Origin of the sequence: Pseudomonas sp. S3E12 (assembly GCF_001702295.1) — a bacterium.
In the GTDB taxonomy this organism is placed as follows: Bacteria; Pseudomonadota; Gammaproteobacteria; order Pseudomonadales; family Pseudomonadaceae; genus Aquipseudomonas; species Aquipseudomonas marginalis.
Window position 1 is genome coordinate 64,102 of the sequence record NZ_MBDT01000002.1, and the last position, 16,396, is coordinate 80,497.

The following is a 16,396-nucleotide window of genomic DNA, read 5'->3' on the forward strand; positions in this document are numbered from 1 at the left end:
AATGAATGAAGTCATTTGCTTTCCGCCTGCTTGATGGCCAGCACGTCTTTAGGCGTGACCATGTCGCCCTTGTTGTTACCCCAGGCGTTGCGCTCGTAGGTCACCACGGCGGCGATATCCACTTCCGAGAGCTGTTTGCCGAATGCGGCCATCGCCGTACCGGGCTTGCCGTGGTAGACGAGGCTCAGGTGACCTTCCTTGGGCCCGGTGGCGATTTTCGAACCCTTGAGGGCCGGGAACATCGGCGGCAGGCCCTGGCCTTCGGCCTGGTGACAGGCCACGCAGGTGGTGTGATAGACCTTGTCACCACGTGCCACCAGCTCTTCCAGCGTCCACTCCTTGGAGGTCAGCTCCTTGAGCTTGGCGGCCTCCGCCTTGCGCTCGCCGAGCCAGGTGTCGTAGTCGGCCTTGGACTTGACCTCGACCACGATGGGCATGAAACCGTGGTCCTTGCCACACAGTTCGGCGCATTGGCCACGGTAGATGCCGGGCTTCTCGACGCGGGTCCAGGCTTCGTTGACGAACCCCGGGATGGCGTCACGCTTGACCGCAAAGGCCGGCACCCACCAGGAGTGGATCACGTCGGCGGCGGTCACCAGGAAACGCACCTTGGCGCCCACCGGCAGCACCAGCGGCTGGTCGACTTCCAGCAGGTAATGTTCGCCCTTGGTGGCCTGGTTATGGATCTGCTCGGCGGGCGTGGCCAGGTTGCTGAAGAACTCCACGTCCTGGCCCAGGTATTTGTAGTGCCACTTCCACTGATAGCCGGTGACCTGGATATCGATATCCGACTCGGTACTGTCGTAGATATTGATCAAGGTCTTGGTCGCCGGAATGGCCATCGCGACCAGGATCAGCAAGGGCACCACGGTCCAGAGGATTTCCACGGTGGTGCTTTCGTGGAATTTGGCCGCGACCTGGCCCGTAGAGCGGCGATGAAGGATCATCGACCAGAACATCGCGCCAAAAACGACAATGCCGATCACTACACAGATCCAGAAAATGGTCATGTGCAGGTCGAACACAGCGTGACTGACTTCAGTTGCCCCTGGTGCCATATTCGTTGTCCAGGCGGCGTGCGCCTGGCCGAATACCGACCACAACAGGAGGCCCATCCAAACATGTGGATGTCGCGTCATTGCGGGTTCCCCTTATCGTTCTTGTTATCCCGCCGGTTTGCACCTGCGTCGAAGGGAGCGGCTTCCATACTGCTTACAACCGCTTAGCCTTACCTGCTTATGCAGTCTGGCGTCATCAGCTAATCGCGTACAAACCCGAGTATAGACACGCTCTGCAACCCCGCAATGTGTAGGGGCAAATGAGCAAAAATGAGTGGCCAGGCCTAATAAAACCGGGTGCGGAATCGTTTATCCGACCAACGATGGCAATTCGATATAACGCCTGTGCATAACCATGAAATAATTATGACAAATGCGTCTTAGGCGCTCGTATAAACGAGCTACCTTATGCTGTCCCTATTCCTACACCTGCTTCACTGGAGCCTTCATGAACACCGCCGCATTGCGCGAGCAGATTTCCCGTGCCCATCAACACGAATCCAGCACTGGCCAGTTGGCCAAGCAGCTGGAAGAGCAATTGCCGCACCTGCATTCGGCCATTTCCCTGGCTGATGGTGATCGCAACATTGTCATGACCCGTTTCGTCACGGCCTACATCGATCTCGTGCCGGACCTGCTGGACGCCGCCAACGACGTGGCCCGCGAGGCCGGCATCGAAAGCCAGATCAAGCCAGTGCTGAAAATCGCCGAGCATTTCTTCCTGCAACCCCCCGCCATCCTGGCCGGCCATGAAGGGCTCGACGGTCTGCTGGACGAGGCTTACCTGGCCCATCGCCTGGTGGAAGAGGTCAACGATTTGTACATCAAACACTTTGGCCAGCCACTGATTCCGGCAGATACCACCGTGGCCAACGTGATTGCCCATCAATTGATCGGCGAAGCATTCGCCAACCAGCTGGATGAAGCCGTTCATCATGCGGTGGATGAAATGCTCAACGAAGACAGCTTTGCACTGGAGTCTGTCGAAGCGTATCGCGAACAGCTGAAAAGCCCGGCAACGGAAGCCGCGTGGAAGCGCTGGCCATGCCTGTCCCGCCAGCTGGGGGTTGAGTTGGCGTTGGACCAGCCGGCTTAAATCCTGAATTCGACACAGAACGAATGTGGGAGGGGACTTGCCCCCTCCCACATGTTGCTCCGGTTCCGTCAGCCGACTGAGGGCGCCGAGCCGATCCCTGTCGTCGTCCTGACCCGGCCTTCGAGTCTGCGCTTCAAACCACGCGCCTCGATCACCAGCCTCGAACCCTTGGCCGCATTCGCCCGGCCCCATTCTTCCAGCAACTCCAGGCAGGAATGGTCGATATAACTCAGGTTACTCAGCGGTACGTGCACAGTCGTGCCCGGAGGCACCGTCGCCAACACCTGGGTCAACGCCGGCACTTTCAGGAAAGTCGCCGCACCGGTCAAACGCAGCTCCATTTCCCCCTCCGGGGGCAGGTCGATCAGACTGACTTTCAGGCGTGAGGCCTTGAGCGCCAGCTTGACCAGTGTGAGCCCGAAGCCCACCAGCACACCGGTCAGCAGGTCGGTGAAAATGATCGCCAACGCCGTGGCCGCGTAGGTAAACATCGGCATACGCCCATAACGACCGAGGGCCTTGAAGGCCTTGATGTCCACCAGCTTGATCCCGGTGTACACCAGCACACCCGCCAGGCTTGCCACAGGAATGCTTTGCAGCACGCTCGACAGCAACAGTACGAACCCCAACAGCCATACGCCATGGAACATCGCTGACAACCGCGTGGTGGCACCGGCCTGCACGTTGGCCGAGCTGCGGACGATCACACCGGTCATCGGCAGGGCACCCACCAGGCCGCACAGCATGTTGCCCACACCCTGGGCGGACAATTCCTTATCGAAATCGGAACGCTGGCCGCTGTGCATGCGGTCGACCGCTGCCGCAGAGAGCAGGGTTTCGGCACTGGCGATAAACGCCACCGCAAACGCAGCGATCAACAACTGAGGGTCAGCCAGGTTCAACAGGTCGCTGGGACGCAGCCAATCGATGGCGTCGGCGAGGTTCTCCGGGACTTCCACACGCTTGACCTGCAGCGCCAGCACCAGGCTGGTCACCGTTGCCAGGCCCACGCCCAACAGGGCTCCGGGCACGAAACGCAGGGTTTGCGGGCGGAATTTATCCCACAGGTACATCACCAGCATCGTCGACAAACCGAGCAAGCCGGCCTGCCAACCCAGGCCGCCGCCCAAGGTAGGAATCGCCTCCGCCAGCGCGGCGGGGAAGCCCGTCAGGTTATCCAGCCCCGAGGGCTTGGGCGCACCGTCGAGCATCACATGGATCTGCGATAGCACAATCAATACGCCGATCCCCGCCAGCATCCCGTACACCACCGCCGGCGCCGTGACGCGGAACCAGCAACCCAGGCGCAAGCGCCCGGCCACCAGCTGCAGGAAGCCGGCCAGCAGCAGGATCGGTCCGAGCATCAGCATCCCATGCTGGCGCACCAGCTCGAACACCAAGACCGCCAGACCCGCTGCCGGGCCGCTGACCTGCAGCGGCGAGCCCGCCAACCAGCCCACCACCAGGCCACCGATAATCCCGGTGATCAGGCCCTTGGCCGGCGGCATGCCGGACGCGATGGCGATCCCCATGCACAGGGGCAGGGCGACCAGAAACACAACCACGGAGGCGAGCAGCTCCCGTGGCAATACAGCTTTCAATTGAGCAGCACGCATGATGGCTCTCCCGAGGTATTCGCCGGGCGCGGCAAAGCCTGGCTGCATCCATGGCAGCCACCGCTTTACCCGGCAGGGAAGTGTTTAGAAGCGCGCTTTAGGCGTCGCGGAAGGAATCGGCCCTTCGCCGCTTAACGGTCGGAATGCCGACTGATCAGCATCGTAGGCTCGAATTTCACTGGTCTCGATGTTGTAGATCCAGCCGTGAATAAACAGCTGACCGTTGGCCATGCGCGACGCCACCGAAGGATGGGTACGCAAATGCTGCAGTTGGGCGATGACGTTTTCTTCGGTGAGCACTTTCATGCTCTCGCCTTCGTTGGCACAGTCGCAATTGTCCTCGACCATGGACTTGGCGACTTCAGCGTGCCGCAGCCAGGCCCTTACCGTTGGCATCTTCTCCAGGCTGGCGGGGTTGAGGACCGCGCGCATGGCGCCACAATCGGAGTGCCCGCACACGATGATGTGCTGCACGCCCAGGGCCAGTACCGCGTACTCGATGGCAGTGGAAACACCGCCGTTCATCTGCCCATAAGGCGGCACGACGTTACCGACGTTGCGGGTCACGAACAGGTCGCCGGGAGAGCTTTGGGTAATCAGCTCAGGCACGATGCGCGAGTCGGCGCAGGTAATGAACATCGCCCGTGGGCTCTGGGCCGTGGCGAGTTTCTTGAAGAGTTCTTCCTGCTGAGGGAAGACGTCGTGATGGAAATGCAAAAAGCCGTCAACGATATGTTTTAGCGCTGCATCGGCAGACTCTGCCACCTGAGGGGCTGAAGCCGACGCAGCCAACGGCTGTTTATCCTTGTCACTCATGATTCATCCTCTTGATTAATGCAGGGGAGTTTTCAGGTCAGTTCGACGCCAGGCCAGTGAAATAGTTGTAAAAGCCACAAACCAGGCTGCCGACTCATCAGTCACTCGCTGAACAAGGTAACCACCGAAACTTAACTCAAACTGAATGAACCGCTCTAGATCGCGGGTTTCAGTGATGTCAAAACGCGACTATTCCTACAGGAACGGTGCATTCTGCCTTTTCAGTCTACAACAATGCCATCTGTCTGCCCGGTGGACAGAACGCTGTGCAATCCAGATTGAAGCCTTCTCTGCGATCGAGCCCCAGGCGTTTGATCGCCTTGCTGAAACGCTGGGCCAGCAGGTCGGCAAACGGCCCCTCGCCCCGCATGCGGACACCGAACCGGCTGTCGTAGACCTCCCCACCGCGCACCTGGCGCACCAGGCTCATCACATGGGCCGCACGCTGCGGGTAATGCGCCGCCAGCCACTCCTCGAACAGCGGCGCCACCTCCAGCGGCAGGCGCAACATCATGTACGCCGCACTCTGCGCACCGGCGGCATGGGCTTCGGTAAGCAGGCTTTCCAACTCGCTGTCGTTGATCATCGGGATCATCGGCGAGCACAGCACACCCACCGGGATGCCCGCCTCGCGCATCACCCGTATGGCCCGCAACCGTGCCTTGGGCGCGGCGGTGCGCGGCTCCAGGATGCGCTTGAGCTCATCATCCAGGCTGGTGAGGCTGATCATCACCGCCACAAGGCGTTGCCTGGCCAGCTCCGCCAGCAGGTCCAGGTCGCGCAGGATCAACGAGCCCTTGGTAATGATGGTGACGGGGTGCCGATAGCGCAGCAGCACTTCGAGGGTTTGCCGGGTGATCCTGTACTCACGCTCGATAGGCTGGTACGGGTCGGTGTTGGAACCCAGGTTGATCGGCGCACACACATAGCCCGGCTTCGACAGCTGCTGTTCCAGCACGTCGGCCGCATTGCTCTTGGCGATCAGCCTGGTTTCAAAATCCAGCCCCGGCGACATGTCCCAATAGGCGTGGCTGGGCCGTGCATAGCAGTAAATGCAGCCATGTTCGCAGCCACGATAGGGATTGATGGAGCGGTCGAACGGCAGGTCCGGCGAGTTGTTGCGGGTGATGATGGTCTTGGCCGTTTCGATGCGCACTTCGGTGCCCTGGGTCGGCGGCACTTCCTGGTACCAGCCGTCGTCCTCGGCCACGCTGACGGTGGGCGCAAAGCGGTTGTGCAGGTTGGTGGCCGTGCCCCGACCACGGGGCGGCAGCGGAGTAGACATGAAAGCGCCTCGATACTGTTTTTATATACAGTATCGAGGCGCGAGGTTCCTGACCAGTGCCGTCTGGCGGTCAGTGCTTTTGGGTGACCTGCCCCAGATCATCCCCCGAGGTGGTGCGCATGTCGTTCTTGCGCAGGTCGGCCACGTCACTGGCTTTCACCGCGGCCCCCTGGTTACCCCAACTGCCACGGATGAAACTGACCACATCCGCCACTTCCTGGTCCGACAGGCGCCAGGCGAACGCCGGCATGGTAAAGGTCGACGGTGCCGTGTGAGTGGCCGGCAACGTGCCGCCGTTCAACACGATGTTGATCAACGACGTGGCGTCCGCCGTCTGCACCACCGGGTTGCCCGCCAACGCCGGGAACACCCGCGTGTAACCATGGCCGTCGGTGCGGTGGCAGGCCGCGCAGTTGTCGATATACACCGAGGCACCGGGCTTGCTGTCATCGCCCTTCCACAGCGCCTCGGCCACCTGCTTGTCATATTGGTGCGGCTGGTCCTGCGGATCCACCGCCGGCAGGCTCTTGAGGTAACGGGCGATAGCGGTCAGGTCGTCCTGGGACATGTACTGCATGCTATGCACGACCACGTCGCTCATACCGCCAAACACCGCACTGCGATCACTGCGACCGGTCTTGAGGAATTGCACCAGCTGCGCCTCGCTCCAACTGCCGAGGCCGTCCTTGTGGTCACCGCGCAGGCTCTTGGCGATCCAGCCTTCCAGTGGCGCGCTGCCGGACAGGAAGGCCTTGCCGTCAGTCGCGCTCAGGGCTTTTTCCTGCATGGTCAGGGCGCGTGGTGTATGGCACGCGCCACAGTGGCCAAGGCCTTCCACCAGATAGGCGCCACGGCTGATCACCGGGTCTGCGTCGGCCACGACAGGCTTATCCACCACCTCAGGGGCAAACATCCAGCGCCACGCCGCCAGCGGCCAACGCATGCTCAACGGCCACGGAATGTCGCTGTCCTTGTTCACCTGGGCGACCGGTTCCACGCCCTTCATGAAGTACGCATACAACGCCTGCATGTCGCTTTCGCTGACGCGCGCATAAGACGGGTAGGGCATCGCCGGGTAAAGCGTACTACCACTCTTGGCGACACCGTGACGTACGGCCTTGTCGAAGTCCTCGAAGCTGTAGTCGCCCAGGCCGGTCTTGTCCGGGGTGATGTTGGTGGAATAGATCACACCGATGGGGGTTTCCATCGGCAGGCCACCGGCGAACGGTTTACCGCCCTTGGCGGTGTGGCAGGCCACGCAGTCGCCGGCGCGGGCCAGGTATTCGCCCTGCTTGATCAGGTCGGTTTCGGCGGCACTGATCGAGCAGCTGCTGAGCAGGGCAAACGTCGCGATAACAAATGTTTTCATGGTCATCGCTCCTTATGCCTGAACCAGCGGGCCGGGGTTTTTCAGGTACTGCTCGCGGATCGCCCGGGCCGACCAGTAGGTCAATGCCGCCACCAGGCCGGTAGGGTTGTAGCCCAAGCCCTGTGGGAAAGCGGATGCGCCGGGGACAAACACGTTGTGCACATCCCAGCACTGCAAGTAGCGGTTCAGCGCACTGGTCTTCGGGTCGGTCCCCATGATCGCGCCACCGTTGAGGTGGGTGGTCTGGTAGGACGCGGTGTTGAAGTGCTCACCGACTTTTTTGCCCAGCACGGCTATCGCCTTGGGGTTCATCGCTTCGGCGACCTTGCCCATTTTCTCGACCATGAAGCGGTTCATCTTGATGTCGTTTTCCTGCCAGTCGAACGTCATGCGCAGCAACGGCAGGCCATAGGCATCGCGGTAGACCGGGTCCAGATCCAGGTAGTTACCCCGGTAGGATTGATGGGCACCGTGTGCATCCATCGACACCTGGTGGGTGTAGTAATCGGCGGTGGCGCGCTTCCAGGCACTGCCCCAGGCCGGCGTGCCGGGCGGGTTGGACGTACCGGCAATCGGCCGGCTGCCGGCCTGGTTGACCCACATCGGCGAACCGCCCACAAAGCCATGGGGCCCGTGATCGAAGTTGTCGGCGTTGAAGTCATCGATGGCCACGCCATTGCCGCCGGCACCGATAAAGTTGTTGGTATGGGTGTCCTTGTCGAAGAACGCCTTGATGGTGGCCATGTTCTGGTAGGCAAAGTTCCTGCCCACCACACCCTCATTGGTTATCGGGTCGTAAGGCTTGCCGATGCCCGACAGCAGCATCAGCCGCACGTTGTGGAACTGGAACGCGCCGAGGATCACCAGGTCTGCCGGTTGTTCGCACTCTCGGCCCTGGGCGTCGATGTAGGTCACGCCGGTGGCCTTGCTCTTGGTGCTGTCCAGATTGACCTTGAGCACGTGGGAGTTGGGCCGCAGCTCGAAATTCGGCACCTGGCGCAGCGCCGGCAGGATGTTCACGTTCGGCGAGGCCTTGGAGTACATGTAGCACACGTAGCCGCTGCAAAAACCGCAGAAGTTGCACGGGCCCATCTGCGCGCCGTAGGGGTTGGTGTAAGGCCCCGAGGTATTGGCTGAGGGCAGGTTGTAGGGCTTGTACCCGACGCTGGCGGCGGCTTTCTGAAACAGCTGTGCGGAGACTGTGTTCTTTTGCGCTTCCAACGGAAACGGGTTGGAACGGTCCGGCGCATAGGGGTTGCCGCCACGACCTTCGCCCACCACCTGGCCTTTCACGGTCCAGGCCTGGCCTGAGGTGCCGAAGACTTTTTCCGCATAGTCGAAAAACGGCTCCAGCTCTTCGTAACTCACGCCGAAGTCCTGGATGGTCATGTCCTTGGGAATGAAATGCTTGCCGTAACGCTCTTCGTAATGGCTGCGCATGCGCAGTTCAATCGGATCGACACGGAAATGCACGCCCGACCAGTGCAAGCCCGCACCGCCCACGCCGTTACCCGGCAAAAACGCGCCGAGCTGACGGTTAGGCAAGGCAACGTCATTCACACTATGGCGAATCGTCACCGTCTCCTTGGAGATGTCCTGGAAGAGTTTTTTACGCACGCTGTAGGTCAGTTCGTCGATGACCTGGGGATAGTTGCCGTCCGGGTAAGTGTCCTGCATCGGGCCGCGCTCCAGCGCCAGCACGTTCAGTCCGGCTTCCGTCAGCTCCTTGGCCATGATCGCGCCGGTCCAGCCGAAGCCGACAATCACCGCATCCACTTTCTTCATGATGGTCGCCACGTTTATGCCCTCTCGCCGCGGATGGATACTGCCGGGAAGGGGTACTGCTCGTTGCGTTCCACCCAGTCCATGAAATCGGCGCGGGCGCCGGGGAAACCAATCATGGTCCAGCCGACCATGCCTTTGTTGCCACCATGGATCGGGTCGCAGAAGAAGCCTTCCTTGGTGTTTTGCAGCAGCAGGTTGAAGAACATCTTCGGCGGCACCGCGTCAAAATGTGCCGTGACTTCACTGCCGCCCGCCTCCAGGCGCCGCAACATATCGTCTCGGGTAGCGCTGTCTTGCGCAGCAAAAACTTTGCCGTTGAACGCCTTCGACCAGGTATCCGTCGCGGCAATACCCAGGCGATAGATGTCCTTGGGCACCAACTTGCTCTGCCAACCCATCTCCGGCGGCGCATCGGCATTAAACGGGCCTTGCATGAACCACAGGGCACCGCTGGCGTAAGGCGTGTTCATCTGCCGGTCGATGTACTCCGGCGCGCCAGCTTCCAGGGCGCCGGGGCCTTGGGCATCGGCCGGGATCAGACGCTCGACGGCAGCATTGATAAACGCCCATTCCTCCGCAGTGAAATAGCTTGGCTCGTAGGCGTTCTCGCTGGCTACAGGCTTGGCTGGCGCGGCCTCGACCGGCGCAGGCGTCGCCATCAGCATCGAACCGCCAAGGCCGGTGCTGGCAACCGTGACCACCGGGATCAAGGTCAAGGATTTGCGTAGAAAGTCACGCCGGGGGTTGTCTTGATCTTGATCAGACATGGTGGCACCTCATCATGTGGTCACGGGTTATCAGCCGCTTCTAGGGAGTGGCTTGGCGTTGTCGGGCGGCGAACTGGATCCAGGCAATCCAGGGAGATAGAGCGCAGCGCGCAAACAATAGTTACAAATGATAGCAGCCTAAGCATCGAGAGAATCGCTTCAGCGACTAAAGATTGAGGATTCACGATTCTTTGACGCACACCTCACACCTCCTTGACCCGCCGTGACTGACTCTGGGCGCCATCAACCACTCCCTGTAGGGTGACGTCGCCCATGTACAAGCATCATTGGTTGCCGGCCCTGGGCCTGGCGTTCATGGCACTGTTCACCACAGCTTTTGCGCGGGCCGATGACACTACGTCCCTGCGTTCTCCAGAATGGGCCCAGCCAGTGGGCGACCGCTACAACCTGCATCAAATGACGCCCACGCTCTATCGCAGCGCATTGCCGGATAGCAATGCAGCACCGTTGCTGGAACAGCTCAAGATCGGCACCGTGATCAACTTCCTGCCCGAGTCCGATAGCAACTGGCTGAAGGCGCCAGGCATCCGTCAGGTTCAGTTGAGTTATCGCACCAACCATGTGGATGACTCTGACGTGCTGGCAGCACTCAGGGCGATCAAGGAAGCGGAAGCTGACGGCCCGGTGCTGATGCACTGCATGCACGGCTCTGACCGCACCGGCCTGATGGCGGCGATGTATCGCGTGGTGATCCAGGGATGGAGCAAGGAGGATGCGCTGAACGAGATGACCCTGGGCGGTTTCGGCACCAGTAACGGCTTCAAGGACGGCGTTCGCTACATGATGAGGGCCGATATCGACAAGTTGCGCACAGCCTTGGCGAATGGCGATTGCAGCACCAGCGCGTTTGCCTTGTGCTCAATGAACAGCTGGCTGAACCCGGCGAGCAAGGATCACGACCCCGCCGAGGAAAAAACCGCACTGCTGGTTACCCCCTGAGACGCACTCCCAGGGGGTAGACGAGTCAGTCTTTCTTCAGCTTCGGGTTAGGGAAAAACTGCACCGCCTGCACCTTCGGATCCGGCGCTTTCAACGCCGATGTATTGACCCGCGTGCCCAATTCCTTGGGCACCGACAGGCCTTGATCATTCAGCGTATCGGTATACCCGCAGGCCACGCACTCACGATGCGGCACGCTGTCCTCGGTCCACATCTTCAACTTGTCCGGCTCGCTGCACGCCGGGCAGACCGCCCCGGCGATAAATTGCTTTTTGGTAATCACAGGCCCTTCACTCATGCTGCTGCGTCCTCACTCAGGCCGCTGTGGCGCAAGAGTGCGTCAATCGACGGGGCACGTCCGCGGAAGTCGACGAACAGCACCATCGGTGCCTGGGAACCGCCGCGCGCCAGGATCGCCTCGCGGAAGGCACGGCCGGTCTCGGCATTGAGCACACCGTCTTCTTCGAATTTGGAGAAGGCATCCGCCGACAGCACTTCGGCCCATTTGTAGCTGTAGTAGCCCGCGGCATAACCGCCGGCGAAGATGTGCGCAAAGCTGTTGGGGAAACGGTTGTAGGCCGGAGGACGCATCACCGACACCTCATCGCGCACGCCTTCGAGCACCTGCGCCACGCTGCGGCCATCGCCATGGGTGGCATGCAACTCGAAGTCGAACAGCGAGAACTCCAACTGGCGCACCATCATCAGGCCGGACTGGAAGTTCTTCGCCGCGAGCATTTTTTCCAGCAGGTCCTGGGGCAGTGGCTCGCCGCTTTCATAGTGGCCGGAGATCAGCGCCAGGCCTTCCGGCTCCCAGCACCAGTTCTCCATGAACTGGCTCGGCAACTCCACCGCATCCCACGCCACGCCATTGATACCGGACACGCCGGCATGCTCTACGCGGGTCAGCAGGTGATGCAGGCCATGGCCGAATTCGTGGAACAGAGTGGTCACTTCATCGTGGGTCAGCAGGGCAGGTTTGCCGCTGTCGGCCGGGGTGAAGTTGCACACCAGATTCGCCACCGGGCTTTGCAGCACACCGTCGATGGTGCGACGACGGTCGCGCGCGCCGTCCATCCAGGCACCGCCACGCTTGTTGGCGCGGGCGTAGAGGTCGAAGAAGAAGCGCCCGACGTGCTGGCCGTTTTCCTTGATTTCAAACAGGCGAACATCCGGGTGCCAGGTGTCGAAGCCTTTTTGCTCGGCAATCTCGATGCCGTACAAACGCTGCACAATGGCGAACAGGCCGCCCAGCACCTTGTCGATCGGGAAGTAGGCGCGCAGGGCTTCCTGGGACACGCTATAGCGCTGCTCACGCAGCTTTTCGCCGTAGAAACCGCTGTCCCAGCTTTGCAGGTCGGCGCAGCCTTGTTCGGCGGCGTAGGCCTTGAGCTGTTGCAGGTCCTGGGCAGCGAACGGCTTGCTGCGCTTGGCCAGGTCCCGCAGAAAGCTCAGCACCTGGTCGCTGGACTCGGCCATCTTGGTAGCCAGGCTCAGCTCGGAGAACGAGGCGTAACCCAAAAGCTTGGCCAGTTCCTGACGCAGGTCGAGGATCTGTTCCATCACCGGGCCGTTATCGTTCTGACCGGCATTCGGGCCTTGGTCTGACGCACGGGTGCAGTAGGCCGCGTAGATTTCTTCGCGCAGGGCGCGGTCCTGGGCGTAGGTCATGACCGCGTAGTAGCTTGGAAACTCCAGGGTGATCAGCCAACCGTCGAGGCCTTTGGCCTGCGCGGCAGCAGCCATCTGCGCCTTGGCCGAATCGGTCAGGCCGGCAAGGGTGGCTTCCTCGGTGACGTGCTTGGTCCAAGCCTGGGTGGCGTCCAGCAGTTGGTTGGAGAATTTGCTGCCCAGCTCGGAAAGCTTGCTCTGCACCTCGGCATAACGTTTTTGCTGCTCAGGCGGCAAATCGATACCCGAGAGGCGGAAGTCGCGCAGGGAATGTTCGAGGATGGTTTTTTGCGCCACATCGAAACCGGCGGCTTCCGGGCTGTTGGCCAGGGCTTCGAAGGCCTGGAACAGCGCGCGGTTCTGGCCCATCTCGGTGGAGTAGGCGCTCAATGCCGGCAGGCACGCCTCGTAGGCTTCGCGCAGCTCGGCGCTGTTGCACACGGCGTTGAGGTGGCTGACCGGGCTCCAGGCGGCGCCCAGGCGATCATTCAATTCGTCCATGGCCAGCACCAGGCCGGCCCATGTCGGATTTTTACCCTGGCTTTGCAGGATGCCTTCGATGGCAACACGGTTATCGGCGAGGATCTGTTCGATGGCCGGTTGCACGTGCTCGGCACGGATCGCCGAGAACGGCGGCAGGTCGTAGGACTGCAGAAGAGGGTTGTTCGCGCTCACGGTTGGCACCTTGGCTGAAGAAACATGTAAGAACAAAGATGGGGCCATCTTAATTACAATCAACGCCCACCGCAGCTATCAGCACATAAGAGAGAGGCTATCGTGACCCTTCGCACCTATCAGAACCACACGCCAACCCTGGGCACCGGGGCTTTTGTCGATATTTCGGCGGTGGTGATCGGCGATGTCGAAATCGGCACCGACAGCTCGGTCTGGCCGCTGACCGTGATTCGCGGCGACATGCACCGCATCCGTATCGGCGCGCGCACCAGCGTGCAGGACGGCTGCGTGCTGCACATTACCCATGCCGGACCGTTCAATCCTGACGGTTTCCCGCTGCTGATCGGCGATGACGTGACCATCGCCCACAAGGTCATGCTGCATGGCTGCACGGTGGGCAACCGGATTTTGATCGGCATGGGCAGCATCGTGATGGACGGCGCCGTGGTGGAAGACGACGTCATCATCGGCGCCGGCAGCCTGGTGCCACCGGGCAAGAAACTCGACAGTGGTTTTTTGTATGTGGGCAGCCCGGTTAAACAAATCCGCCCGCTGACTGACAAGGAACGCGCCTTTTTCACCTACAGCGCCGCCAACTACGTGAAGCTCAAAGACCTGCACCTGGCTGAAGGATTCGACCAATGACCCTCCCTTACCAAACCGTCCTGTTCGACCTGGATGGCACCCTCACCGACCCACGGGAGGGCATCACCCGCTCGATCCAGTACGCCCTTGGCAAACTGGGCATCGACGAACCCGACCTGACCCAGCTCGAACACTTCATCGGCCCGCCGTTGCTGCAAGCCTTCATGCAGTTCTACGACTTCGATGAGGCCAAGGCCTGGGAGGCGGTGAATTTCTACCGCGAGCGCTTCAAGGTCACCGGGCTGTATGAAAACCGCGTATTCGACGGCGTGATGCCGCTGCTCGAAGACCTGGGCAAGCAGGGCCGCCAGTTGTACGTCGCCACGTCCAAGCCCTGGGTGTTTGCCCGCGAGATCGCGCGGCATTTCGATTTTGCCAGGCACTTCAAGGTGATCTACGGCAGCGAACTGGACGGGACACGCACCAACAAGGTCGAGTTGATTGCGCATCTGATCAGCGAAGAAGGCCTGGACCCGGCGACCACCTTGATGATCGGTGATCGTAAGCACGACCTGATCGGGGCGCGCAGCAATGGTGTGGATTCGGCGGCCGTCGGTTATGGGTTTGGCAGTTTCGAAGAGTTGAACGCCGAGGCGCCGACCTGGCATTTCGAGACGTTGGCGCAGATGCATCAGGCGTTTTTGCAACGGCCCTGAGGCCGCCATCGGGAGCAAGCCTCCTCCCACATTGGGAGCGGCTTGCCCCCGATGAGGCTCTACAGATCAGGACCTTCCAACCGCCTCAACGCAGCCTTGCGCTGCGCCACCGGCAACTCGCCCATCTTCTCCACTGCGGCGTAAAACTTGCGCCAATCCCCGCCTTCCTGCCTGAACAACGCCGCAAACGCCGGCACCCACCGGTCATACAGCCCGAACGGCAACAACCGCGCATTGTTCATCGGCAGGTTCATCCAGGCGTCATAACGCTTGTCCCCGCCCCATTGGCTATCGCGCATCTGCCGGTACTCACGGCGCAACGCCTCGAATTCGGCCGCCTTGGCCTGGCGCATCGCCTCGACGGACAGCGGTTGCACGTAGAGTTTTTCCAGGCGCTTACGGGTATCGAGGATCAGTTGGGTAAATTGGTCCCGCTGCTGCGTCGAATTGCCAAGCGGCGCCAGGCCCTGGGCCGCGCGCCACTGGCGGGTACCTTCCTGCTCGACGAAGCTGGCAAACGACTCGTTGAATTCGGTGTCATCCTTCACGTAGAACCGCTGGTGCGCCAGCTCATGGAAGATCAGTGTGGCCAAGCGTTCGTCGCCCCAGTTCATCATCGAATTCATGATCGGGTCGTTGAACCAACCCAGGGTGGAATAGGCCTCGACGCCACCCATCGATACGTCCATGCCTTGCTGGCGCAACAACGCCGCCTCACCCCGTGCCGCGCCCTGGCTGTAATAGCCGCGATAGGCCACGCAACCGGCAATGGGGAAGCAATGGGTTTGAGGCGCCAAGGAAAACTCCTGCGTGGCGAAGACATTCCAGACCACATAGGGTCGACCAATATCCGCATACAACCGGTAACTTTGGTTGTCCGGCAGATGCAGGTGTTCGCTGGCGAAGGTTCGGGCTTTCTGTGCTTGAGCCAGATGATCACGCAGCCCCTGCGGCCGCGACGGATCGGCGATGACCTCGGCAACCGGTTCACGGGCTCGCAACAGCTGCCACTGGCCGCCCGCCAATTGGCTGTAGTAACTGACGCTGGAACAGCCACTGAGCAGCACGACTATCAACCCTGGAAGAAAACGCCTGACCATGCCCCGACCGCTCCTGGGTGATGTGTTCGCCAGACTATCGCGCCTGAAGGGGATTTTTCCACGGCGTGGCGTGTTTATACTCAAACCTCTCCTTGCGTTGAGTACCTGCCATGCGCCAGCTCCTGCTTCCCACCGTCGCCCTGTTGCTCAGCGCCTGCGCTTCGACCCCCCTGCCGCCGGTCGACCCGCATCAGGCCTGGGTCGATTTCGCTACGCCAACGCCGGGTGCCAAGCTGGTGATGGCGCAGCGCCTGGATGGTAAGAACCTGCCGGACGGACGCTACTTCCAGGTGCCACCGGGCAGTCACGAGTTGATGGTGCGCTTCGATTTCGAGGTGCCGACCGGCGGCAGCCTCAATGGCTTTGGGCAAACGGCCGACCGCACCTGTTTCATCACGCTGCAGTACGACCATTTCGAGGCAGGCCAACGCTATCGCCTGGAAGGGCGCTCATTGGCCTTCACGCCGAATATCCGGCTGTATAACGCCGCTCGCCAATTGCTGGCGGAAGAGCGCAGCGTCAACTGTCTCTGATCAATCGTTGTTCTTCTGATAGATGATGGCTTTGGTACCGTTCTCACAGCTGCCGACGACCATGGCGACGTCGTGCTTGTCAGCCTCTTCCTTGCTGACAATTTCCAAGGTGTAGGACGGAACCGCGTTCGCCTGGATCTTGACCTCAATCTCTTTCCTGAGCTCTTCGCAGTCTTTTGGTGCGGCCACAGCCGATGTGGCCAACACACCGCAAATGATCGCCAAAGCAAAACGTTTCATGTGTGAAGCTCCCTGAATGCATGCGCACGGGTGTGCGCCTAAGGCTGCATAGGCTATAGGACCACATTCGGGAAACACGAGTTCTGATTTAACGCAGAACAAAATGTGGGAGGAGGCTGGCCCC

Annotated in this window: 16 protein-coding genes; 5 read left to right on the top strand and 11 right to left on the bottom strand. The window is 60.9% G+C overall.

Features of this window, described 5'->3' with window-relative positions; translation table 11 throughout:
* Positions 1–11 precede the first annotated feature (11 nt).
* Positions 12–1,139, bottom strand: coding sequence for a cytochrome c oxidase subunit II (coxB, locus tag BB029_RS00365; RefSeq protein ID WP_065926843.1), 1,128 nt, complete (start codon positions 1,137–1,139; stop codon positions 12–14).
* Positions 1,140–1,506: 367 nt separating this feature from the next.
* Here coxB and BB029_RS00370 point away from each other — a divergent pair, with 367 nt between their 5' ends.
* Positions 1,507–2,154 (top strand): hypothetical protein, encoded by a 648-nt coding sequence (locus BB029_RS00370; RefSeq protein WP_027608050.1) that lies wholly within the window; start codon positions 1,507–1,509, stop codon positions 2,152–2,154.
* A 68-nt stretch (positions 2,155–2,222) separates the two neighbouring features.
* Here BB029_RS00370 and BB029_RS00375 read toward each other — a convergent pair whose 3' ends face one another.
* The 6 genes from BB029_RS00375 to BB029_RS00400 all read right to left on the bottom strand — a co-directional run bounded on the left by BB029_RS00375 (position 2,223) and on the right by BB029_RS00400 (position 9,792).
* Positions 2,223–3,770, bottom strand: coding sequence for a SulP family inorganic anion transporter (locus BB029_RS00375; RefSeq protein WP_065937875.1), 1,548 nt, complete (start codon positions 3,768–3,770; stop codon positions 2,223–2,225).
* Between the two features lie 84 nt (positions 3,771–3,854).
* On the bottom strand, positions 3,855–4,586 hold the full coding sequence (locus tag BB029_RS00380) for a carbonic anhydrase (RefSeq protein WP_027608119.1): 732 nt from the start codon (positions 4,584–4,586) through the stop codon (positions 3,855–3,857).
* A 226-nt stretch (positions 4,587–4,812) separates the two neighbouring features.
* Positions 4,813–5,871 carry a PA0069 family radical SAM protein gene (locus BB029_RS00385; protein WP_065926840.1) on the bottom strand — a complete coding sequence of 353 codons (1,059 nt, stop codon included), beginning with the start codon at positions 5,869–5,871 and terminating at the stop codon, positions 4,813–4,815.
* 70 nt (positions 5,872–5,941) lie between these two features.
* Positions 5,942–7,240 (bottom strand): cytochrome c, encoded by a 1,299-nt coding sequence (locus BB029_RS00390; RefSeq protein ID WP_065937876.1) that lies wholly within the window; start codon positions 7,238–7,240, stop codon positions 5,942–5,944.
* 12 nt (positions 7,241–7,252) lie between these two features.
* Positions 7,253–9,037: a GMC family oxidoreductase gene (locus tag BB029_RS00395; protein ID WP_065937877.1), complete on the bottom strand. Its 1,785-nt coding sequence runs from the start codon at positions 9,035–9,037 to the stop codon at positions 7,253–7,255.
* Positions 9,038–9,039: 2 nt separating this feature from the next.
* Positions 9,040–9,792, bottom strand: coding sequence for a gluconate 2-dehydrogenase subunit 3 family protein (locus tag BB029_RS00400; RefSeq protein WP_065937878.1), 753 nt, complete (start codon positions 9,790–9,792; stop codon positions 9,040–9,042).
* Positions 9,793–10,065: 273 nt separating this feature from the next.
* Between BB029_RS00400 and BB029_RS00405 the strand changes: the two genes are divergently transcribed.
* On the top strand, positions 10,066–10,752 hold the full coding sequence (locus BB029_RS00405) for a tyrosine-protein phosphatase (protein WP_065937879.1): 687 nt from the start codon (positions 10,066–10,068) through the stop codon (positions 10,750–10,752).
* 25 nt (positions 10,753–10,777) lie between these two features.
* Here the strand turns inward: BB029_RS00405 and BB029_RS00410 are convergent, their stop codons facing one another.
* Both BB029_RS00410 and prlC read right to left on the bottom strand, forming a co-directional pair.
* Positions 10,778–11,050 (bottom strand): YheV family putative zinc ribbon protein, encoded by a 273-nt coding sequence (locus BB029_RS00410; RefSeq protein WP_027608125.1) that lies wholly within the window; start codon positions 11,048–11,050, stop codon positions 10,778–10,780.
* A complete protein-coding gene (gene prlC / locus BB029_RS00415) occupies positions 11,047–13,098 on the bottom strand; it encodes an oligopeptidase A (protein ID WP_065926837.1) in 2,052 nt (683 codons plus the stop codon). Before prlC ends, BB029_RS00410 begins: the two co-directional genes overlap by 4 nt.
* Before the next feature lie 102 nt (positions 13,099–13,200).
* Here prlC and BB029_RS00420 point away from each other — a divergent pair, with 102 nt between their 5' ends.
* Together BB029_RS00420 and BB029_RS00425 are read left to right on the top strand one after the other, a co-directional pair.
* The gene (locus tag BB029_RS00420; protein WP_065937880.1) at positions 13,201–13,743 is read left to right on the top strand and encodes a gamma carbonic anhydrase family protein; all 543 of its coding nucleotides are present in this window, start codon (positions 13,201–13,203) and stop codon (positions 13,741–13,743) included.
* A complete protein-coding gene (locus BB029_RS00425; RefSeq protein ID WP_065937881.1) occupies positions 13,740–14,399 on the top strand; it encodes an HAD family hydrolase in 660 nt (219 codons plus the stop codon). The genes BB029_RS00420 and BB029_RS00425 overlap by 4 nt, the downstream gene beginning before the upstream one ends.
* A 59-nt stretch (positions 14,400–14,458) precedes the next feature.
* Here BB029_RS00425 and BB029_RS00430 read toward each other — a convergent pair whose 3' ends face one another.
* The gene (locus BB029_RS00430; RefSeq protein WP_065937882.1) at positions 14,459–15,499 is read right to left on the bottom strand and encodes an aminopeptidase; all 1,041 of its coding nucleotides are present in this window, start codon (positions 15,497–15,499) and stop codon (positions 14,459–14,461) included.
* Positions 15,500–15,609: 110 nt separating this feature from the next.
* Between BB029_RS00430 and BB029_RS00435 the strand changes: the two genes are divergently transcribed.
* The gene (locus tag BB029_RS00435; protein WP_065937883.1) at positions 15,610–16,032 is read left to right on the top strand and encodes a hypothetical protein; all 423 of its coding nucleotides are present in this window, start codon (positions 15,610–15,612) and stop codon (positions 16,030–16,032) included.
* Here the strand turns inward: BB029_RS00435 and BB029_RS00440 are convergent, their stop codons facing one another.
* A complete protein-coding gene (locus BB029_RS00440) occupies positions 16,033–16,272 on the bottom strand; it encodes a DUF1161 domain-containing protein (protein WP_017734725.1) in 240 nt (79 codons plus the stop codon).
* Between the last annotated feature and the right edge of the window lie 124 nt (positions 16,273–16,396).

Bases quoted from the DNA above. Each gene is read 5' to 3' on its own strand.
- coxB (WP_065926843.1), bottom strand. From the start codon at position 1,139: ATGACGCGACATCCACATGTTTGGATGGGCCTCCTGTTGTGGTCGGTA.
- BB029_RS00385 (WP_065926840.1), bottom strand. From the start codon at position 5,871: ATGTCTACTCCGCTGCCGCCCCGTGGTCGGGGCACGGCCACCAACCTG.
- BB029_RS00405 (WP_065937879.1), top strand. From the start codon at position 10,066: ATGTACAAGCATCATTGGTTGCCGGCCCTGGGCCTGGCGTTCATGGCA.
- BB029_RS00430 (WP_065937882.1), bottom strand. From the start codon at position 15,499: ATGGTCAGGCGTTTTCTTCCAGGGTTGATAGTCGTGCTGCTCAGTGGC.
- BB029_RS00400 (WP_065937878.1), bottom strand. From the start codon at position 9,792: ATGTCTGATCAAGATCAAGACAACCCCCGGCGTGACTTTCTACGCAAA.
- BB029_RS00425 (WP_065937881.1), top strand. From the start codon at position 13,740: ATGACCCTCCCTTACCAAACCGTCCTGTTCGACCTGGATGGCACCCTC.
- BB029_RS00435 (WP_065937883.1), top strand. From the start codon at position 15,610: ATGCGCCAGCTCCTGCTTCCCACCGTCGCCCTGTTGCTCAGCGCCTGC.
- BB029_RS00440 (WP_017734725.1), bottom strand. From the start codon at position 16,272: ATGAAACGTTTTGCTTTGGCGATCATTTGCGGTGTGTTGGCCACATCG.
- BB029_RS00410 (WP_027608125.1), bottom strand. From the start codon at position 11,050: ATGAGTGAAGGGCCTGTGATTACCAAAAAGCAATTTATCGCCGGGGCG.
- BB029_RS00390 (WP_065937876.1), bottom strand. From the start codon at position 7,240: ATGAAAACATTTGTTATCGCGACGTTTGCCCTGCTCAGCAGCTGCTCG.
- BB029_RS00375 (WP_065937875.1), bottom strand. From the start codon at position 3,770: ATGCGTGCTGCTCAATTGAAAGCTGTATTGCCACGGGAGCTGCTCGCC.
- BB029_RS00380 (WP_027608119.1), bottom strand. From the start codon at position 4,586: ATGAGTGACAAGGATAAACAGCCGTTGGCTGCGTCGGCTTCAGCCCCT.
- BB029_RS00370 (WP_027608050.1), top strand. From the start codon at position 1,507: ATGAACACCGCCGCATTGCGCGAGCAGATTTCCCGTGCCCATCAACAC.